This is a genomic window from Carnobacterium sp. GW821-FHT04C06 (assembly GCF_059420345.1).
On record NZ_JBWKTN010000005.1, the window covers coordinates 128695 to 148386 of the forward strand.

Sequence of the window (19692 nt, forward strand, 5' to 3'; positions counted from 1 at the left end):
TAAACCGATACTAAGCCATTTTTTTATAATACTTTTGCTAAAAAATCTTGTGCACGTTCTGTTTGAGGATTTTCAAATAATTCTATCGGCGTTCCATCCTCTACGATATAGCCACCGTCCATAAATAAAACACGATCCGCGACTTCTTTGGCAAAGCCCATTTCATGGGTCACGACCACCATCGTCATCCCTGATTCAGCTAGGTCCTTCATTACCTTTAATACTTCCCCTACCATCTCAGGGTCAAGCGCAGACGTTGGTTCATCAAAGAGCATTACATCTGGATCCATCGCTAGCGCACGAGCAATCGCAACCCGTTGTTGTTGTCCTCCTGATAAACTAGCCGGATAAACAGCTGCTTTATCTTCTAAGCCAACTTTTTTTAATAAATCTAACCCTTTATCTGTCGCTTCTTTTTCAGATAATCCTTTGACTTTCATTGGAGCAATTTTTAAATTTTCAAGAACCGTCATATGTGGAAATAAATTGAAATTTTGAAAAACCATTCCCATTTTTTCTCGTAATTGGTTTAATTTTTTTTGATCTACCTTTGTAATCGTTGTTTCTTCAAAAATAATATCGCCTGCAGTTGGTTCTTCTAAGAGATTCAAACAGCGTAGAAATGTGCTTTTACCGGAACCCGATGGTCCAATAATCACGACTACCTCTCCTTTGCTTATTTCTTCATTGATATCTTTTAAAACGACATTCTCGCCGTATGTTTTTTTTAAGTGCTGAACATTAATCATGATTCATCTTCCCTTCATAGTAGTTTAGCAATTTAGTTAAACTATAAGTTAAAATAAAGTAAATCACCATTGTAATCGCTAATGGTGCTACAGCACGGTATGTTACAGCCGTTACAACGTTGGTTTGATAAATCAAATCGCCAACGCCAATAATGGATACAATTGAACTTTCCTTAATTACTGTAATAAATTCATTGCCTAACGCAGGCCAAATATTTTTCAAAGCTTGCGGGAAAATAATGTAACGCATCGCGTCTCTTTTGCCTAATCCTAAACTTCTTGCTGCTTCCATTTGGCCTTTTGAAACAGAGTTTAAACCCGAACGAATAATTTCACAAATATAAGCACCGCTGTTTAATGACACCGCAATAATTCCTGCTAATAATGCGGGTATATTTACAATGACGCCTAAAGCAAAGTAGATAAACATCACTTGAATCATCATCGGTGTACCCCGAACAAATTCGACATAAGCTGTTGCAATAATACGAATCAATTTATTTTGCGATAATCTCATTAAAGCTAATGAAGCGCCAATGATAATTCCTAAAATCACACTAATAAAGGCAATAAAAACAGTATAACCCGTTCCTTTGGCAAAATATTCCCAAAAAGAAAAAATAGATTTTTTCCCACCGTCTTCGTTTCCACCCTGTCCTTCAACAAGTTGTTTTCCAGCTATTTTAATGTATGAAGGAATTTTATCCTGTTCTTTGATTTCAGAAATCGACCCATTTACAGCATTTACTAAACTGGTTGAGCCTTTTTTAAAGGCAATTGCTGAGCCCTGTTGATTTTCCTCAAGTTCAAATTTGCCGTCGATATAAGCTAAACTATCATCATTTGAAACATATGCTAACGCACTTGGCTCTTCTAAAACAATTCCATCAATTTTTTTTGTTTTTAAATCTAAGATCAAGTTAGGGATCTTAGCTAAACCTGTTACTTTAACATTTTTAATTTGATTTTTGGTTACATCTTCTTGCATCGTGCCTTTTTGAACGCCTAATTTAGTCCCTTCAAAATCACTTCTTTGTTTGAATTTATCCTTATCCTCTTTACGAATAATAATAAATTGACCACCTTGATAGTAAATATCCGAAAAATCAACGCTTTGACGTCTTTCGTCAGTTGGGTTCATCCCCGCAATAATCATATCCGCTTTGCCAGCTTCTAAAGCTGAAAGCAATCCATCATAGTTTAAATCACGAATTTCAAGTTTAACGCCTAAATCTTTGGCAATTTTATCTGCAATTTGAATATCCATGCCTACTATTTGATCTTTTCCATCTAATTTTGCATGAAATTCATAGGGAGGGTAATCTGCACTTGTTCCAATCACCAATGTTCCTTTTTCTTTGATATCGGTTAACGAGGTATCTTCTGCTTGTGCAGTTGAACTGATAAGCAACGTGCTAGTAAGCATTGTCAGTAAAAATATTATTGGAATTAATTTCTTTTTAATCATCGCGTTTCTCCTCTTATCCTTTTTTATCTATCTTTTTTCATTTAGTAACTTGTTTTAAAGTGTAACAGAAAACGGATTTTTATACAATAAAAATTCGTTATTTCGTCTTTTTTTATTATTTATATACATAATTAACGTTTTCATACATTTAAAATTGCATAAAAAAAAAGCAAACCATTTGTCTGCTCTTTTTATTTAAGGACACTTGACTCATAACCTGCTAAAGTAACAATGTCCCTTAATTTTTCAGAAGTTTGCAATAAGTGATCAAAAATTACTTTAGCTTCGCCTTTTTTTAAATGAACTTTTACTTTTTCAACACCATCTTGTTCAGATAAACAATCTGTAACGGTTTTTACGCAATGCTCACAGGACATGCCCTTTATTTTTAAAATCGTTTTTGCCATAATGCTATTCCTCTTTTCATTTAATGTTCTTGACACTCGCATTGACCTGGAATGCAATTGCATTCAATTGATTCCACACCTTCTGCTTTCTTTTTTTGAATTAACGCTTCTAGCAGTGCGATATCGTCGAATGTTAAGGTTGCTTCTGAAATAAGCGTTCCAATTGTGCTCCCTATTTTTTTGCTACAAACATGCGCAAACAAATTCTCTGTTGCACTAATCATGCTATCTGCTTCACTGACACTTGGAAAATAAATATAACGATTTCCTTCTGCTTTCGTTAACAGCAATCCTTTTTTCACCAATCTTCCTATCAGCGTTTTGATTGTTGCTGGTTTCCAATCCATTTTATCTTTTAAAACAGCGACAATTTCTTGGCTGTTGACTTCTTTTTTTGACCATGCCACACGCATTACTTCCCATTCAGCATCGCTGATTTTTGGTTGCTCTACTTGCTTCACCCTAATCCCTCCATTCCATTTACAATTGTAATCAATATCTACATCTAGTTTACGACTGTAATCGTTAATTGTCAATTGAATTTATCCGGATAACTGGATTTTTTTATGTAAATCCGCTAAAATAAAGATACGAAGTTTAGTAAAGGAGGTCTTTTCTATGGGACTTACACATAAAACAGAAACAAGTTTAGATGATTTATTCAGCAAATTTGCCGTTGAACCTAAAGAAAAAAAACGTGAAGAAGATGATGATGAAAAAGAAAAAGACGACAAAGATAAAAAAGAAGAGTAATAAATAGAGTAAAAAGAAGCCCAGTTAACTGGACTTCTTTTTTTGTAGCGAATTAGGATTCTTCACGATTTAAACTAGCCTCTTTTGAAAAACCATCTGGATATCGACGTTGCAATTTTTCAATATTTTGTTTGGCAACCTCTTCAAAAGGAATATCGGCCCATTCAGCAATTTGAGAAAGATACCACAAAACATCTCCCATTTCTTTTACCAGCTCTTCTTTATTTAAATCATGACCGTGAAAGGTGTACTTTTTAATCGAGTCAATTAATTCCCCTGTTTCCCCTGCTAAACCTAAGGCACAATTTGTTAAAACTTGTTCGTTTCCATATAATGTACGATTTGCAAGCTTTTGGTAATCATTAAAATCCATTGAATTATCTCCTTTTAAGCACTCTTATGCTTCATTTTTTAACGCTTGAAAACTGGACTCCATTGCATCTAATGTTTGTTCAATATCTGCTAAAGAATGCGCTGTTGATAAAAAGATGCCTTCGAATTGAGATGGCGGTAAAAAAATACCACGATTTGCCATTTCTCGGTAATAATTAGAGAAAAAGACCGTATCACTCGCTTTACTTTGTTGGTAGTTTGTCACTGGACCTTCATTAAAAAACATTCCAATCATACTTCCTGCCCGATTAACAGTAATCGGAATATTATGTGATTTACTTAAAGAACGAATCCCTTTTTCTAATGTATCCCCTAACGATTCAAAATGAAGATAGGCTTCTTTTGTTAAGTTAGAGAGTGTGGCAAAACCTGCAGCCATTGCGATTGGATTACCTGATAACGTGCCTGCTTGATACACGCTACCACTTGGCGCCATCATTTCCATAATTTCTCGCTTCCCTCCGTATGCACCAACAGGGACGCCTCCACCAATTACTTTTCCAAGACAAGTTAAATCTGGAATAACATTATAATAGCCTTGCGCACTATGATAACCGACACGAAAACCTGACATAACTTCATCAAAAATTAATAAGGCGCCATCTTGTTGAGTCACTGCTCGTAGACCTTCTAAAAAGCCTTTTACTGGTGGAATAACACCCATATTTCCAGCTACCGGTTCAACAATTACGGCTGCAATTTCGCCAGCGTATTGGTTAAAAATTTCAATCACTGCATTTAAATCATTGTAGGGTGCGACCAATGTATTTTCTGTTGTCTTTTTAGGGACACCTGGTGAATCTGGTAACCCTAAAGTTGCAACACCTGATCCTACTTTTACTAATAACGCATCGTCATGACCATGGTAACTTCCTTCTAACTTTAAAATTTTATCCCGTTTTGTGTATCCTCTAGCAAGTCGTAACGCACTCATGGTCGCTTCGGTTCCTGAATTGACAAACCGTATCATTTCAATTGAAGGGACGCGTTCAATTACTAACTCGGCTAACTTATTTTCCATTAAAGTGGGTGTGCCAAAACTTGTACCAGAAACGGCTGCCTGTTGAATAGCCTCCACAACACGAGGTTCTGCATGTCCTAAAATAAGTGGCCCCCATGATAAAACATAATCAATGTACTCATTTCCATCAATATCAACAATATGACTTCCTTGCCCTTTTTTCATAAAAATTGGGGGAACATCAACTGATTTAAACGCACGAACCGGGCTGTTTACCCCTCCTGGCATTAAGTTAACTGCTTCTTTAAAAGCCTTTTCTGAAAGTTCTGTTTTTCTCATAAGTCTCCCTCACTTTCCATGATTTTTACGCCTTCAACTGGTACAACAATTTTTTCCTCTTCTTTTAACAGTCCCAAACTTCGCACAAAGCTTTCTAATCCATCATTCGCATCAATGTTGGGGTTGGTTTTGGCTAGCTCTTTCATCGACTGAATAGGCGCTTTAGATAATTGATTCATCACACTTTGAAAATGCTTGTCAATCATTCGTAATTCTCGTTCATTCAATTCAGGTAATTTTTGATGCAAGCTTTTCATCGTACGTTCTCTTAATTCAATTGTTTTAGTCCGTAATTGATACATATAAGGAACAGCACGTCTTTCTTGGTACCAGCTATTAAAGCGAAGCACGGCTTCATCTAATTGGAAATGAATATTTTTTATGATTTTTTCTCGCTCAATTTTAAAATCATCAATCTTCGTTCCTATTTGATCCATATCATAAACATGAATTCCTTCTACTAATTGAATTTCTGGATCAACGTTACGTGGTACGGCTAAATCAACTAATGTTAGCTCTTTTTTTCCTCGACGAATCTGTTGCATTTGTTGAATCACTAATGAGTGAATGATATATTCAGAAGACTTAGTTGCAACAATTACGCCATCCGTACTTGCTAGCGCCATTGCTAAATTGGCGTAATTTCCTGAATAAAAATAACGCTTCAACTGGTGGGGATGTTTCATGGATTGGACCCACTCGTTTAATTCATCGGCCAGTACTTCTGCCTTGTCATCATGGCGATTTAGGATGGTGATGTGAGTAGCACCATGTTGAATCAATGATTTCGCTGCTAATCGAATCATTTTTCCAGCCCCAACTAATAAAAATCGTTTTTCTTCTATTGTTGTCCATTCTTCTTTAAAAAACTTAACTGCAGCGGTACTTGGATTGAAAGATAGTTGATCCAGTAAGGTTTCTGTATGGGCTTTTTTAGAAAAGGAAACAGCTTTATTAAATAACGAACTCAAGATAGGACCTGCAGTATGAGCATCTTGTGCGATTTTTAAAGCCCCTTTTACTTGGCTTAAAATTTGTGTTTCTCCCACCATTAAAGAGTCCAAACCAGTTGCTACTGAAAAAAGATGAGTCGCTACGTCACTATTGGATTTTCCATAACTTGTTGAGATGACATCTGAAACGTCAAACCCTGTATGCTCTCCAATATAACGCAACATTTCGCCATGCATAAATTCGGTCTGATCAATGTACAAATAGTATTCAGTACGATTACAGGTCGTTAAAATAACAGCTTCTTCGACTCCAGTAAACTCTTTTATTTTTGATAAATGGTGAGGAACATCTGCTTCTTCGATTGTGTATCGCTCTCTTATCTCAATCGGCGTCGTCTGATGGCTAACACCGTATAATAGTATTTTCAACTAAATCCGTCCTTTTTTATACTAACTTAAATCATGTAGTCTATTTTAATTCATTTAAAAAAACAACTAAGAAAAATCTTAATTGTTTCAGGTTTTAAACTAACAAGTGCTTACAAATCTAAATATTTTTCAATGACGTTCCAGGCTTCTTCTTTGCCTTCTCCGGTTTCTGATGAGAACATAATAAATTCATCATTTTCGTCAAAATTCAATGTATCTTTTACAATTTTGATATGTTTGTTCCATTTGCCACGAGGGATTTTATCGGCTTTCGTTGCTACCACGATTACTGGCAATTCATAATATTTTAAAAACTCATACATTTGAACGTCTTCACTACTTGGTGCGTGACGCAAGTCAACAACTGACAAAACGGCTTTTAAAGTATCTCGTTGTGTCAAATAAGTTTCAAGCATTTGACCCCATTTAGCACGTTCTGTTTTTGAGACCTTTGCGTAACCATAGCCAGGTACATCAACAAAGTAAAATTGTTCTTCAATAATATAAAAGTTTAGCGTTTGTGTTTTTCCTGGTTTGCCAGAAGTTCTAGCTAACCCTTTACGATTAATCATCCGATTAATAAAAGATGATTTCCCAACATTTGAACGCCCCGCTAAAGCAATTTCAGGCAGTCCTGTGCTTGGGTATTGGGCAGGTGAAACTGCACTTATGACGATATCTGCTTTATGCACATCCATTTTTTCAATCTCCATCTCTTTTTAAATTCTTTCATTATTTTAACATAGATACGCGAGATATGATATTCTTTCTAAGGATTTTGTTAAATTCGTTAGAGGTTTCTTGACTTATGTATAAACTAGAAGGACTCTTTTTAAAGAATCCTTCCGTTGTTTCTAGTCATAATTTAACACTTGTCCTGCATAGATTAAATCTGGATTAGCAATATTGTTTTTTTGAATTAAATGCTCCATTGAAATACCTAATTTTATAGCAATTAATGACAAGGCATCGCCTGATTGAACAGTGTATGTTTTATTTATAGTAGAATTTAATTGAAGAACTTGTCCTGGATAAATCAAATTAGGGTTTGAAATATGATTAATTCTTACTAACTCCTCTGTTGTTGTTTGAAATTTTTTTGCAATCAAACTTAAATTGTCACCTAATTGAACGGTATAACTTGTTTCCTTTTCTTCAATCGTTTCTGCTTGACCTGATAAAGCTAGTCGATCCCAACTCGTTAACCCATTGGCTTCAATCGTTGCAATTAATTTGTCTGCGTATAGTGGATCCGTCGCATAACCAGCTGCTTTAATTCCTCTAGCTTGAGCCACAAAATCAGTTAGGCCAATAATACCTGAATAACGTGAATTTTCGTGAAAAAAGGAACCGTGATCTTCAACAGAAGCTGACCAGCTTGGATATTTTCTAAAGGTTGCATTTACAGTCACATTTTGTCCATTGATGACTTCCCATGTTGGGAATTGAACTGATTGCCCTTGGTAACTTCCTTTAATACCAAATAAATTGTGATTTGGAGCTAGCGATAATTGGCTTGTTCCCCAAGCACTTTCTAGTGCAGCTTGTGCCGCTGTGACACTTGGTAAAATACCATATTTGTGCCAGCCAGCAATTGAACCTACTTTGATTTCATTTAAAAAAAATTTGACTTTACTCATCTTTTTCCTCCTCATCCGATTCGACCTGATCTTGTAAAACTCCTAAATATTTTTTTAAAAATCCAACGTTGACGCCCATTTCACTGATGTTTTCCAAAATGCTGCCTAATTCATAGAGTGTGATAATAATGGTCCACCAAAAAGCGATATTGATTGGAATGCTAATGTTCATTAATGGAGCTAAATCATCGATAATTCCTGCTGAAATAATCGTAAAGAATGTGACGAACTTAATCAATAAACCTTCTACATTAATAGCTGATCGCCAATTGTGCTGTTTTAATGCTTTTAGATAGCCTGTAATTAAATCGATGGCCAGGGCAGACATGTATAGAGATAATACTGGACTGCCTCCACCGAATAGTGATTCTAATAGATGGTTAATTAGCTGCATAGGTTCCCTCCTTTCTATTTTTTTAACAATTCTGATTTATAACTTTATTTATTTTTATAGAGATGCGTCAAAAGATAAAAAATCTAAACAACAGTCTCCTACTGTATTTTTAAACCACGCATGAAAATCTCTTTTTGAAGCTTGAATATAGCCAGTGATACAGCTAACTGTAAAATTAGGTGCGTTCATTTCACCTTCAGGTAAAATAAAGGCTTTAATTCTACTCTCGTTTCCAATATCAAATAGCGGGGGATAATTAAAAACAGTAGCATTTATTATACCTACACCTGCTCCACTTTGAATATATCCTCTGTGTCGGATGATTGTTCCTTCCTGTTTAACCCAAACTTCCCCTTTCCATCCGTTGATTAATTCCATCCTAACCCAACCAGTATTCTTTACGGTATTCTGTTTTTTTTCTAATTCTTCATTTACATAGTTTCTAAGTTCATTTTTGTCGCTAATCATCTTACTTTTTATATCGTTTATGGACAATGCCAAATTAGCCGCCGCATCATCTCCAACGGTACCTTTAATTTCAGTCAACCATTCATTCCAATCAGCCTCAAACTGAGTCCACAAAGTGGTTGGATCGATATCAATTAATGAGCTCACAAAACCACAAACATTCCCGTCTCCTCTGGTATCTTGAATCATTCCTTGCGTAATTGGTTTGCCATTACCTGGAATTAAAATACGTGCGAGCATCAATTCATAGACAGTGGCATTTCGGGTTAAGTCATCCGTCCCCTTCGCTTCAACAGTCATCTTACGCTCCGTTAAATCCATTCGCAATACAACAGAACCTTTTTTAGCCGTTCCAGAAACATCCGCAATGTTAAATACCACCGTCTTTGGCTCTGATAATTGGTACAGGTAACCATTGATATTTCCGTAACCCGCTTCAACGATTAATGACAATCCATTTGTTGCTGAAGCAATAACTTGTAAGTTTTTGCTGTTATTACTAAAAACTCCATTTGAAAATAGTTTTGAAAAATAACCAGTAAAATCACTTGCTTTGTATTTACGATCCCCATTTTTTGAAGGGAAAAATAATCCTTGTTCCATTTAGTTCATCACTTGCCTTTCCTCTTAATTTTATCCACTAATGTTGGAATTTTATTTCCAAAGGTCAATCGTACTTCAAGTCCACTTTCTTCATAAACTTCTTCTACACATTCAATTCGTGTTTCTAATTTGAAATCTAATTCATTGACAAAAACTGTAATTTTATCTCCTAAATCAAAATCTTGTTGATAACGTAAATTACCATTTGTTACCACATCTGCTTCCATTGATTGAATAAAGCTATATTGTAAAAGCGTTTCATTACCTTTTTGTTTCACAAGCGCTTGTTGTTCTTCAATAGAAATTGGATTTTCAGCTGAAGGCTTGCCTATTGTTTTTGCGTCAACGTAGATTTCTCTTCTTGAAATATCTGACGTTCCATCAGTGACCTCTAACATATAGTTTTTTTCTTCCCGCTCATATTCCAAAATCGCTGTCGTTTTTGCATCTATCCCATTTAGTACAATCGTTTGTTGTAATATATTCTCAAAAGATTGAGAAAAAATGGCCGGGCTATTCGTTTGTTGTTCACTTCCGCGATCTTTTCCAGTATAGGATATAAAAATTAGTTCACGATTGATTAAATCTAATTGAACCTCAAATCCCAATTGAAATTCTTTGCAAACTAGGCTGATTAATTCCAGTAAATTTTGGTAATTCGTTTCAATGTTTATAGAATTATTTGTTTCTGGTATCGAACCTATTTTAAATTGTTTCATTTTACGTACAGGATCTACTGGATTAATAATTGATTCATCTAACCATTTTCTGATTAAATTTTGTGGTGTATCTTTGTAATGTTGATTTCCTAATAAGATTCTTCGTTCTAAATAAGCCCGTAAATCACGACCCTTAATGACAATTTCACTAGCTTCTCGTTGGAAATTGGGACTGATTTCTTCAATTAAATAACCCGTTTTTTCACCCGATTTCACTAAAATATTCCCTAAAATAAGCTCATTATTTTGGATCAATTTTAAGTGTTCCTTTGTCATTGGCAAATGCAATTCAAACTCGCTCACTTCTGAGTAGCGTTTTGTAATCACTAGACTGTTAAAATTTTCAATTGCGTTAATGCGATTAAGTTGTTGGTCTATTAACCATAAAATCATTTTAATCAGACCCCCACATAACGAAGTCGATAATGAACTTTAATTTCTAATTGATCCGCATGACTTTCCGTTTGATAACGCAGATAATTTTCTCCAATGTCCAATTGGATAAACTGACTATCTAATGAAAGTGTATTAAAAATATTTTCCCAAAATTGTTGGGTGTCATTCCACTTTTCAATGCGTTTGTTTCCAACAGATGTTGTAATGCGAATGAGGTCTCCTGCGTGTATAGTTGTGAGTAATTTCATTTTTTGAGTCATCGTACCATCTGCCATCACTCGAATAATTTCAGGATTTTTAACATCTCCACTGGCTGTTAGATAAAGTTCCATTCCTGTGGCTTCATCGCCATCATTGACCAAGGTCACCAGCTGATCACCATTAAAGCGTTCCAATTCAATTCCTAACTCACTCGCTCCCGTCATCGGAAATTCTAACTCCCATTCCAGATTTGGTTCCCAATTTGATAAATAATGAATCTCATCTTCAACAGCATACCAAAATGGATCTGAGGCAATTAAATCAAGCGTGACACGTTGTGCTTTTTTACTTAAATAACCATCTGTTGTAAAAGTAGGCACGTGTGCACTTTGAACATCAATTCGATAGCTTCGTTCGTCTTCTTTGTAACGAAGTTCTAATGTTCCTGATTTTGGATTTAGCATTTTACTCATTTCCCGACGCAGCTCTTCCATTGATTTAAACTCGTCGGCAATCATAATCAATTCAATTTGGATATCACGTTCTGCTAGTGTACTTTCAATAAAAATCGTTCCATCTCGATTTGAATCCATCGTATGACGATCAGCTTCCACTTCACCAAGTCCATCCAATTTGATAAAAAAGTAATTTCCCTTCGGCTGTCCTTCTGTTTGATACATTTCCGTAACGTAATCGTTAATCATTAATTTTGATTGCATTGCTTTATTGTATATTTCGCACTCCATTACATGCTCCACCCCATTTCTTGATTCGCTTGACGCATTTTGCGTAGCACCTCTGAAGGTCTTGCAATCGGTTGATTGAATTGAATCGTTTGATTGTTTGAAATTGATCCAGCAGAATTAGTTGCTTCCATTCTATTGGGATCAATCATATTTGAAAATGAAAATGGTGTTGAAATACTCCGCATATCGGATAAGCTAGCTTTTAAATCATCTGGATCGATTTTTGCTGCATTCGCTAGGTGATCCGTTGCCCGTTTCACTTTGTCCGTTTCGCTTTCAATCCCTTTAGCAAGACCAATAGACATATAAGCACCTAAGCTTTTCATTACACGAGAAGGCGATTTTATTTTAAATAAGCCTTTGATTCCTCCTAAAATACTGTTCCCAATTTCCTTCACTTTTTCAACAACCGCATCTTTCATTTTAGCAATTCCGTCAATTAAACCTTGAATAATATTTTGACCAATTGTTAACATATCTGCTATTTTACCTGTTAGACCTTCTTTAACTTTGTCTAACATTTCAGAGCCTTTACTTTTTAATTGTCCTATCAACTCTCCAATTCCAGAAATAATATTTCGAATAAAATCAGCTCCAATTACAATTAATTTTGCAATAACTGTCACAATTCCTCCAATCAAAGCCATTAAAATTGAGACTCCTGCTGAAATCAATTGAGGCAATGCGGACAATATTGCTGCAATAAAAGAGACCATTAGTGTAATTATTGTGGCTAATACAGTCGGGATAATCGTCATTAATCCATTAATAAAATTTATTAGTAACGTTACTCCTGCACTAAGCAACCCAGGTACTGCTGCTAAAATTGTGCCAATAAAACTAACAAGCATATTTAATCCTGTTGCGATAACCTCGGGTATTTTCTCAGCAATCCCTTGAATAAACGAAACAATTAAATTTTTCCCATTTTCAATAATTTGCGGGATGGCTTCAACAATACCTGATACAAAGCCAAATAATTTATCTTTTAAAGTTACAAAAAATTCTCCCAAACTCATGTCACCACTAAATACTTTACTAATATCGGAGAAAATTCCTAGATGATTCATTAATAAGGCGATACCTGCAACAACTGCGATGATTGGTAAGGCGATTGCTAAAAATGGTGAAATTAACGCCCACACACTCGTCGCTGCTCCCATCACAGCTGTTCCCAATGCAGAAAACAGCGGCATTATTGCTGAAAAATTAGGCGTGGGAATGCTCTTTAATTTCGATCCAAGGTCCATAAAGTCTGAACCCGTTACTCCTGCCATGTCTTTCAATCCAACAAGATTATCTTTCATTGTTAAAAATCCATCCGCAGATTGTCCAATATTTTGGGCACTAGTTGAAATACCATCGATTGCTTGAGATAACCCATCAACAATTCCCACATTTCCACTGAAAATATCACCAATGGAACTAGCAGATCCTGCAACTTCTCCTAAAGCTGTTTTCACTTGAGAAAAAGGGGTTACAATTTCTGTTGCAACACTTGCCATGGATGAAAAATCATTCGTTAGTAATTTAGTATTTTGTAAAATTTCTGTTAAATTTCCTGATAATTCGTTTAAATTTAAAGTCATATCCTTCCTCCTTTCTATACTTTATTTTCCTCATCTTCAACCGTAAATTTCACTTGATAATCACTTAAAGCTTTATTCGCTTGCTGTAACATCTGTTTATTCGGTGTTTTTTGATTTCCATGATGATTCAAACTTCTTAAAGCTTTGTTTTTATCAAAAATTTTTCGCTCATTTGCATGTTTTGCATGGTGGGCATAGCGATTGGCCATCGCTGATTTTGCCATAAACTCATATTGATCAATGGTCCTTAACTGCATCCCTCGTAACGCGGCTTCGTACTCGACTAGCGTTAATTCCAACATTGGTTCAATATCTGTAATACCTTGCTGAAAACAGGCTTCTATGATTGGGAGAGTAGAGAAATGGCCTTCTTGCGTTTTTGTTCCATTTGCTTGGCTAATTCCTTGTTGTTGGGATCGTTTTTCAAGTTTTCCATCAGCATTTTTTTCATTTTTGCGAAAAAACCGCTTGTTTCAAGTACCCCGATTGCTTTTAAGAATAAGTTTTCTAGTGCGTCTTCATCTTTTGCTAGCATTTCATCTAAAGAGTCTTCAATAATATCCATGCTTGGTCGCTCGCTTGCCTTAATTCCGTAATAAAGAAAATTTAGTAGCGCGTTGATTGAGTCGCTTTGCAACCCCATGTAAAGCAACGCCATCCCATTTAATTGGTTGATTCCGTCTTGTTGTGTTGATAAATTTGTTTCAATATCGCGAGCAAAACGTAAACTTCCCTTCACTTCATAAGATTTCTTTTTTAAATCGATTGTAAACATATCTTTTCCTCTTTTCTCTTTTTATGAAATGTACGAATTGAAATGTAGATGCTCTATTTAAAGAGCATCTGATAGATTTATTCTGGTTGCGTAGCTCCTAGTTCACCTGTTTTTTCACCTGGTTTTTCAAAGCCATATAAAGCTAAATTTAATAGTTCTTCCGGAATATCTGCTAGCGTACCTGGTTGCGTTTTGCCAATTACTGGTAAGGTAACCGTTAATTCTGCAAAGCTATCCGCATCTGAAATGGCGACACTTTGAATAATGGAATAGCCAAAGCGAGCTGGATAAGAACCATCTGAATTCTCAGATAATTCGACACGCCATACTTTAACTTGCCCTTCGTTGTCATAAGCATCTGTGATTACTTCTTGACCATCATCACCTGGTGCAGAATATAAGGTCAATTCAAAGGTTTCTGTTTTAGCTCCATACCCTAAAATACGACCTGATTTTGTTTGTTCGTCTAGTGCTTCATGCTCACGAGTCCAAGTTCCTTCTGTTTGAAATCCTGGTAATAATGCTTTAGTTCCTTTTGCTGCATTTGTTGCTTGTACTAAATAGACGACTTTTTTTCCTTCAATTGGTTGAACTGTCATAATTTATTCCTTCTTTCGTTTATAGTTAGTTGTTCGTCTCGAGAACGATATTGTTAGGCTTCATTTCTCCTGCCCTTCAACAACCTAAGTATAGACTGAAAACGAACGTTTGTTCTGTCGTGTTTCTTTTTCTTTTCTGTTGGTTTTCTTTTTTTCTCTTTCACAATTCTTTTAACTACAAAAAAAATAAAAAGAAAGCTGATTCTGGTCCAGAGAATCAACTTTCTTTTTATATCCTTTATTTCATTTAATTATAATCCCCATAAAAATGCTAGTATCTCAAATGCTTCTTTCTTCATACGGTAATAATAAGATTCACTCATATTTAAATCCATGTAAACTTGAATATCCGTTTCGTAATTATTTTGAATCAAATAGCGTTTGGTAATAATTTCTTTTTGATCCTCATCAGGAATGGAAGCAATAACTGCTTTGATACTATCAAGCTCGTCTTTTGCACTTTGTAACCGGCTGTTTAATAGCGCATCTCCTGATATTTGTTCGGCTAGCCTTGCCATGGCTGTTAGCTTTGGTATTTTTTTTAATAGTTGATCCACTCGCTTTCTCGTTTCTTTGTCTACAATGATTTCTCCCATTTTATCACCACTTAGTATTATTGAGGGTATGTTGTCGAACCGCGTTTCCATTTCTATTGTACCGAACGTTTGTTCTTTTCGCAACTAAAATATCATCAAATTTGAAATTTTTTATTTTCGATAGACTTATTTTTTTATATTCATATATTATTTATTTAATCAAAAAAAAGAAGAAGTCGACGATTGTCAACTTCTTCTTTGGTTTACGAACCTACAACGACACCTTCAACATTATAAAGTTCAGGTTTTCCTGAACCAGAAACGGTATCTTCAGTGATAACGCATTTGTTGATTTCAGGACGACTTGGTAAATCGAACATGATTTCAAGCATAATGCTTTCAATGATAGAACGTAGACCACGAGCACCTGTATTGCGTTCAATTGCTTTTTTAGCAATGGCTTTTAAAGCTTCAGGTTTAAATTCCAATTCAACTTCATCTAATGCAAATAATTTCTTATATTGCTTCACTAGTGAATTTTTAGGTTCCGTTAAAATGTGAACTAAATCGTCTTCCGTTAATTTTTCAAGAGCTGCCATAACTGGCAATCTTCCGATAAATTCTGGGATTAAGCCAAATTTTTGTAAATCTTCGGGAACAATTTGTTGCATCACGCTTTGAGTTTCGTCTAATTTTTTAGAACTTGAACCAAAACCAATGACTTTTTCTCCCATACGATTTTTAACGATTTCTTCGATTCCGTCAAATGCGCCACCTACAATAAATAAAATATTGCTTGTGTCTAATTGGACAAATTCTTGATGAGGATGCTTACGCCCACCTTGAGGAGGAACATTTGCAACCGTACCTTCTAAGATTTTTAACAAGGCTTGTTGAACACCTTCACCACTTACATCTCTGGTAATCGATACATTTTCACTTTTACGAGCAATTTTATCGATTTCATCAATGTATATAATGCCTTTTTCAGCTCGTTCTACATCGTAATCTGCCGCTTGCATTAGTTTCAATAGGATATTTTCAACATCTTCTCCTACGTAACCTGCTTCGGTTAAACTCGTTGCATCTGCAATGGCAAATGGCACATTTAAAATACGTGCTAAACTTTGTGCTAAAAAGGTTTTACCTGAACCTGTTGGTCCAATTAGTGAGATATTGCTTTTTTGCAGTTCAACATCGCTATCTTCTGTATTCAATTGGTTGACACGTTTATAATGATTGTACACCGCCACAGATAAAGCTTTCTTAGCTTGATCTTGACCAATAACATAATCATTTAAAATCGCTCTAATTTCTTGTGGTTTAGGTACATCTAAAAATTCGCCTAAACTTGTTTCATTGAATTCTTCATCAATGATTTCTTTGCATAATTCAATACACTCATTACATATAAATACTCCTGGACCAGCAACAATTTTCTTGACTTGATCTTGTGATTTCCCACAAAAAGAACAATTGACTGGGCCTTTTGTTTCTTCATCGTTAAACATCGCTTCATCCACCTCAATTCTCATTTACATCTATTTAATAGTAACAGACTTTTTTGCTATTAATCCAATGAGATTCTTTAAATATCCTCTATCTTAGCACAAAGCTTTAAAAATGAGAACTATTTTTGTTTGGTTTTTTAACTTTAGTCAGAATTCATCAATTTTTAATAACTTATCTAATTAAACTACTTTTGTTTGAAACTATCAAACTTGCTTTAACCTTAATTTTACATTATTATCAGTGAGTTTGCTATGCTTTTTTCGTTTATTTTTACTAGTTTGGATGGTAATTAAGAAAAAAATGACTTTCTGGAAAGCGAACTATTCCAAAAGGTCATTCTTCTTATTTTTATAAATAATCTTTTAATTGTTTTGAACGACTTGGGTGACGTAATTTACGAAGTGCTTTTGATTCGATTTGGCGAATACGTTCTCTCGTCACACCAAATACTTTACCAACTTCTTCTAGTGTACGAATGCGGCCATCTTCTAAACCAAAACGAAGACGTAACACATTTTCCTCACGATCTGTCAATGTATCAAGTGCTTCTTCAATTTGAGTTTTTAATAATTCATAGGAAGCTTGCTCTTCTGGACTTGCAGCCCCTTGATCTTCAATAAAATCACCTAATTGAGAATCATCTTCTTCACCGATTGGCGTATCTAAAGAAACAGGTTCTTGAGAAATTTTCAAAATTTCATGCACTTTTTCAACAGTTAAATCCATTTCAGCCCCAAGTTCTTCTGGCGTTGCTTCACGACCTAAGTCTTGTAATAACTGTCTTTGAATACGAATCAATTTGTTGATTGTTTCAATCATATGAACAGGAATACGAATCGTTCTAGCTTGGTCAGCGATTGCGCGGGTAATGGCTTGACGAATCCACCAAGTTGCATAGGTTGAAAATTTAAAGCCTTTTGTATAATCAAATTTTTCAACAGCTTTCATTAAACCGATATTACCTTCTTGAATTAAGTCAAGAAATTGCATTCCACGTCCTACATAACGTTTTGCAATACTTACAACTAAACGTAAGTTTGCTTCCGCTAAAGCTTGTTTTGCTTCAGGATCGCCATCTTGGATTCGTTTTGCTAATGAAACTTCTTCATCTGCTGTCAGTAGTTTTACGCGTCCAATTTCTTTTAAATACATACGAACGGGATCATCAACATTGACACCAATCGGTGCAGCTAATTCTTCTTCTTTTTCTTTATCTTTTTTGCGTTTCTTTTCAGTTGCAAGGATTTGACGATCTGTTGGGCCGCCATCGTCTCCAACAACACTTACACCAGCATCCTCTACTTTTTGAATCAAATTATCGATTTCTTCAGCATCTAAAGTAAATGGGATTGCCACTTCATTTGTTAAAATATCAATGTGCACCATTGCTTTTAGTTTGTTTTCTTTAATAATCTTTTGTGTTGCCGTTTCGATTAATTTTTTTGTCTCTTTATCTGTTTTAGCCAACGAAAAGCCCCCTTCGATTATTCATTCATTTTATAGTTACTTATTGCACCTTAAAACGAATTTCAAATGACTACATCTATATAGTATACGTCATTCTCTCAGCAACGCAACAATTTTAACTAGAAAATTATAAATAATTTAAAATTCACCTAAAAAAGCCCTGCTACTAACAAGTAGTAGCAAGGGCAACGAACAGTCAGCTTATTTTTCTACTGCTGTTTCAGTAATAGTGTCAATTGCTTTTTTCATTGAGATATCATGTTTTAACATGTCAACACTTAGAGCAGCACGGACAGCTTTTTCTTCCATGTTGTATTGTTCAGCTAATTCTTTGATTTCTTTTTCAACTTCTTCTTCAGTTGGTTCGAAACCTTCAGCTGCAACAATCGCTTCAAGAACTAGGTTTGTACGAGTTCTAATATCAGCATCTGCTTCCATTTGTTTGTGTAAGTCTTCTTCTGTTGTACCTGTTAATTGGTAGTACATTTCTGGAGATACACCTTGACGTTGCATATCATTTAAGAATTGGTCCATTTGACGGTGAACTTCATCATGCACCATTACATGTGGTAATTCAACGATTTCAGCATTGTCAACTGCTTGACGGATAGCTGCTTCTTGAACGGCTTCTTCAGCTGCGTTTAATTTAGCATCTGTTAATTCTTTTTTGATTTTTTCTTTTAATTCAGCTAATGTTTCAACTTCTTCGTCGATGTCTTTAGCAAATTCATCATCTAATTCTGGTAATTCTTTTGCTTTAACTTCATGAACTTTAACATTGAAGACTGCTTCAGCGCCTTTAAGGTCTTCTGAATGATATTCTTCAGGGAAAGTTACTTTAACTTCAACTTCGTCGCCAGCTTTTGCGCCAATTAATTGTTCTTCAAAGCCTGGGATGAATGAGTTTGAACCTAATTCTAGAGAAGTATTTTCTCCTTTTCCACCGTCAAACGCAACACCGTCTTTAAAGCCTTCAAAGTCAATGACAACTGTGTCGCCGTTTACTGCAGCTTCTTCTTTTAAAACAAGTTCAGCTTGTGCTGCTTGTTTTTGTTTGATGTTTTCTTCAACGTCAGCATCTGTCACTTCACGGTCTTGTTTTTCAACTGTTAAGTTTTTGTATTCGCCTAATTTAACTTCAGGTTTTACAGTAACATCAGCAGTGATTACCCATGCTTGACCTTTTTCCATGCTTAATACATCGATTTTTGGTTGGTCAACAGGATCAATACCTGATTCTTCTAAAGCGGCAGCATAAGCTTCTGGTAATACAACGTTCAATGCATCTTCATAAAGAGCTTCTTCGCCGTACATTTTGTTAAATACTTGACGTGATACTTTCCCTTTACGGAAACCTGGAACATCAAGATTTTTTTTCACTTTGTTGAAGGCTTTCTCGATTCCTTCTTTAATTTTTTCTTCTGTAATTTCAAATGTTAAGACACCATCGTTAGCGCCTTTTTTTTCCCATTTTGCAGTCATGTATATTCCCTCCGAAACACTATAGTTTTCATATTTTTTTAGCTATTGCATACTCATTAATAGTACACTATCAGCAAAACTTTGTAAATACATTGATAGCAATCCATCAAAAT

The 19692-nt window shown here is 35.2% G+C and carries 22 protein-coding genes; 1 reads left to right on the forward strand and 21 read right to left on the reverse strand.

The annotated features are described in order from the left end of the window. Positions 1-23 precede the first annotated feature (23 nt). The 4 genes from AC07SW_RS10055 to AC07SW_RS10070 form a co-directional block, all read right to left on the reverse strand. Positions 24-749, reverse strand: coding sequence for an amino acid ABC transporter ATP-binding protein (locus AC07SW_RS10055; protein ID WP_119907928.1), 726 nt, complete (start codon positions 747-749; stop codon positions 24-26). Beyond that, on the reverse strand, positions 742-2217 hold the full coding sequence (locus AC07SW_RS10060) for an ABC transporter substrate-binding protein/permease (protein ID WP_135023221.1): 1476 nt from the start codon (positions 2215-2217) through the stop codon (positions 742-744). The genes AC07SW_RS10055 and AC07SW_RS10060 overlap by 8 nt, the downstream gene beginning before the upstream one ends. Positions 2218-2408: 191 nt before the next feature. Beyond that, on the reverse strand, positions 2409-2624 hold the full coding sequence (locus AC07SW_RS10065; protein WP_463684974.1) for a cation transporter: 216 nt from the start codon (positions 2622-2624) through the stop codon (positions 2409-2411). Between the two features lie 20 nt (positions 2625-2644). Continuing rightward, entirely contained in the window at positions 2645-3085 is a 441-nt protein-coding gene (locus tag AC07SW_RS10070) for a CopY/TcrY family copper transport repressor (RefSeq protein ID WP_034570161.1), read from the reverse strand. 157 nt (positions 3086-3242) lie between these two features. Between AC07SW_RS10070 and AC07SW_RS10075 the strand changes: the two genes are divergently transcribed. After that, positions 3243-3377, forward strand: coding sequence for an SPJ_0845 family protein (locus AC07SW_RS10075; RefSeq protein WP_252850148.1), 135 nt, complete (start codon positions 3243-3245; stop codon positions 3375-3377). 52 nt (positions 3378-3429) lie between these two features. On the opposite strand, the gene AC07SW_RS10080 is transcribed toward AC07SW_RS10075, so the two are convergent. The 17 genes from AC07SW_RS10080 to tig form a co-directional block, all read right to left on the reverse strand. After that, on the reverse strand, positions 3430-3750 hold the full coding sequence (locus AC07SW_RS10080) for a nucleoside triphosphate pyrophosphohydrolase family protein (RefSeq protein WP_034570164.1): 321 nt from the start codon (positions 3748-3750) through the stop codon (positions 3430-3432). Between the two features lie 24 nt (positions 3751-3774). Beyond that, positions 3775-5070, reverse strand: a complete 1296-nt coding sequence (gene hemL / locus AC07SW_RS10085) for a glutamate-1-semialdehyde 2,1-aminomutase (protein ID WP_494632812.1) — start codon at positions 5068-5070, stop codon at positions 3775-3777. Next, positions 5067-6452 (reverse strand): glutamyl-tRNA reductase, encoded by a 1386-nt coding sequence (gene hemA, locus AC07SW_RS10090; protein WP_487527879.1) that lies wholly within the window; start codon positions 6450-6452, stop codon positions 5067-5069. The genes hemL and hemA overlap by 4 nt, the downstream gene beginning before the upstream one ends. A 110-nt stretch (positions 6453-6562) precedes the next feature. Next, positions 6563-7150: a ribosome biogenesis GTP-binding protein YihA/YsxC gene (yihA, locus tag AC07SW_RS10095; protein ID WP_034570168.1), complete on the reverse strand. Its 588-nt coding sequence runs from the start codon at positions 7148-7150 to the stop codon at positions 6563-6565. A 156-nt stretch (positions 7151-7306) separates the two neighbouring features. After that, on the reverse strand, positions 7307-8092 hold the full coding sequence (locus AC07SW_RS10100; RefSeq protein WP_167736706.1) for a glucosaminidase domain-containing protein: 786 nt from the start codon (positions 8090-8092) through the stop codon (positions 7307-7309). Beyond that, positions 8085-8486, reverse strand: a complete 402-nt coding sequence (locus AC07SW_RS10105) for a phage holin family protein (RefSeq protein WP_135023225.1) — start codon at positions 8484-8486, stop codon at positions 8085-8087. Before AC07SW_RS10105 ends, AC07SW_RS10100 begins: the two co-directional genes overlap by 8 nt. A gap of 54 nt (positions 8487-8540) precedes the next feature. After that, the gene (locus AC07SW_RS10110) at positions 8541-9557 is read right to left on the reverse strand and encodes a hypothetical protein (protein ID WP_494632814.1); all 1017 of its coding nucleotides are present in this window, start codon (positions 9555-9557) and stop codon (positions 8541-8543) included. An 8-nt stretch (positions 9558-9565) separates the two neighbouring features. Continuing rightward, the gene (locus tag AC07SW_RS10115; RefSeq protein WP_494632816.1) at positions 9566-10669 is read right to left on the reverse strand and encodes a siphovirus ReqiPepy6 Gp37-like family protein; all 1104 of its coding nucleotides are present in this window, start codon (positions 10667-10669) and stop codon (positions 9566-9568) included. A gap of 5 nt (positions 10670-10674) precedes the next feature. Beyond that, complete coding sequence (locus tag AC07SW_RS10120) at positions 10675-11619, reverse strand: phage tail domain-containing protein (RefSeq protein ID WP_119907923.1); 945 nt, start codon at positions 11617-11619, stop codon at positions 10675-10677. Then, entirely contained in the window at positions 11619-13208 is a 1590-nt protein-coding gene (locus AC07SW_RS10125) for a phage tail protein (RefSeq protein WP_311780704.1), read from the reverse strand. The genes AC07SW_RS10120 and AC07SW_RS10125 overlap by 1 nt, the downstream gene beginning before the upstream one ends. Before the next feature lie 14 nt (positions 13209-13222). Further along, the gene (locus AC07SW_RS10130; RefSeq protein ID WP_236707189.1) at positions 13223-13510 is read right to left on the reverse strand and encodes a hypothetical protein; all 288 of its coding nucleotides are present in this window, start codon (positions 13508-13510) and stop codon (positions 13223-13225) included. Between the two features lie 38 nt (positions 13511-13548). Next, positions 13549-13983 carry a tail assembly chaperone gene (locus tag AC07SW_RS10135; RefSeq protein WP_034570182.1) on the reverse strand — a complete coding sequence of 145 codons (435 nt, stop codon included), beginning with the start codon at positions 13981-13983 and terminating at the stop codon, positions 13549-13551. A gap of 77 nt (positions 13984-14060) precedes the next feature. Then, positions 14061-14582: a phage major tail protein, TP901-1 family gene (locus AC07SW_RS10140; protein WP_135023231.1), complete on the reverse strand. Its 522-nt coding sequence runs from the start codon at positions 14580-14582 to the stop codon at positions 14061-14063. A 251-nt stretch (positions 14583-14833) separates the two neighbouring features. After that, complete coding sequence (locus AC07SW_RS10145; RefSeq protein ID WP_119907919.1) at positions 14834-15178, reverse strand: ArpU family phage packaging/lysis transcriptional regulator; 345 nt, start codon at positions 15176-15178, stop codon at positions 14834-14836. Positions 15179-15381: 203 nt separating this feature from the next. Beyond that, a complete protein-coding gene (gene clpX / locus AC07SW_RS10150; RefSeq protein ID WP_034570191.1) occupies positions 15382-16629 on the reverse strand; it encodes an ATP-dependent Clp protease ATP-binding subunit ClpX in 1248 nt (415 codons plus the stop codon). A 349-nt stretch (positions 16630-16978) separates the two neighbouring features. Beyond that, positions 16979-18097 (reverse strand): RNA polymerase sigma factor RpoD, encoded by a 1119-nt coding sequence (gene rpoD / locus AC07SW_RS10155; protein ID WP_051915646.1) that lies wholly within the window; start codon positions 18095-18097, stop codon positions 16979-16981. 201 nt (positions 18098-18298) lie between these two features. Then, complete coding sequence (gene tig / locus AC07SW_RS10160) at positions 18299-19579, reverse strand: trigger factor (protein ID WP_074402926.1); 1281 nt, start codon at positions 19577-19579, stop codon at positions 18299-18301. Between the last annotated feature and the right edge of the window lie 113 nt (positions 19580-19692).

Bases quoted from the DNA above. Each gene is read 5' to 3' on its own strand.
- AC07SW_RS10115 (WP_494632816.1), bottom strand. From the start codon at position 10,669: ATGATTTTATGGTTAATAGACCAACAACTTAATCGCATTAACGCAATT.
- clpX (WP_034570191.1), bottom strand. From the start codon at position 16,629: ATGTTTAACGATGAAGAAACAAAAGGCCCAGTCAATTGTTCTTTTTGT.
- AC07SW_RS10105 (WP_135023225.1), bottom strand. From the start codon at position 8,486: ATGCAGCTAATTAACCATCTATTAGAATCACTATTCGGTGGAGGCAGT.
- AC07SW_RS10140 (WP_135023231.1), bottom strand. From the start codon at position 14,582: ATGACAGTTCAACCAATTGAAGGAAAAAAAGTCGTCTATTTAGTACAA.
- AC07SW_RS10080 (WP_034570164.1), bottom strand. From the start codon at position 3,750: ATGGATTTTAATGATTACCAAAAGCTTGCAAATCGTACATTATATGGA.
- AC07SW_RS10055 (WP_119907928.1), bottom strand. From the start codon at position 749: ATGATTAATGTTCAGCACTTAAAAAAAACATACGGCGAGAATGTCGTT.
- hemL (WP_494632812.1), bottom strand. From the start codon at position 5,070: ATGAGAAAAACAGAACTTTCAGAAAAGGCTTTTAAAGAAGCAGTTAAC.
- AC07SW_RS10130 (WP_236707189.1), bottom strand. From the start codon at position 13,510: ATGTTGGAATTAACGCTAGTCGAGTACGAAGCCGCGTTACGAGGGATG.
- AC07SW_RS10110 (WP_494632814.1), bottom strand. From the start codon at position 9,557: ATGGAACAAGGATTATTTTTCCCTTCAAAAAATGGGGATCGTAAATAC.
- AC07SW_RS10125 (WP_311780704.1), bottom strand. From the start codon at position 13,208: ATGACTTTAAATTTAAACGAATTATCAGGAAATTTAACAGAAATTTTA.
- tig (WP_074402926.1), bottom strand. From the start codon at position 19,579: ATGACTGCAAAATGGGAAAAAAAAGGCGCTAACGATGGTGTCTTAACA.
- AC07SW_RS10065 (WP_463684974.1), bottom strand. From the start codon at position 2,624: ATGGCAAAAACGATTTTAAAAATAAAGGGCATGTCCTGTGAGCATTGC.
- AC07SW_RS10135 (WP_034570182.1), bottom strand. From the start codon at position 13,983: ATGTTTACAATCGATTTAAAAAAGAAATCTTATGAAGTGAAGGGAAGT.
- AC07SW_RS10100 (WP_167736706.1), bottom strand. From the start codon at position 8,092: ATGAGTAAAGTCAAATTTTTTTTAAATGAAATCAAAGTAGGTTCAATT.
- AC07SW_RS10120 (WP_119907923.1), bottom strand. From the start codon at position 11,619: ATGGAGTGCGAAATATACAATAAAGCAATGCAATCAAAATTAATGATT.
- AC07SW_RS10060 (WP_135023221.1), bottom strand. From the start codon at position 2,217: ATGATTAAAAAGAAATTAATTCCAATAATATTTTTACTGACAATGCTT.
- yihA (WP_034570168.1), bottom strand. From the start codon at position 7,150: ATGGATGTGCATAAAGCAGATATCGTCATAAGTGCAGTTTCACCTGCC.
- AC07SW_RS10145 (WP_119907919.1), bottom strand. From the start codon at position 15,178: ATGGGAGAAATCATTGTAGACAAAGAAACGAGAAAGCGAGTGGATCAA.
- AC07SW_RS10075 (WP_252850148.1), top strand. From the start codon at position 3,243: ATGGGACTTACACATAAAACAGAAACAAGTTTAGATGATTTATTCAGC.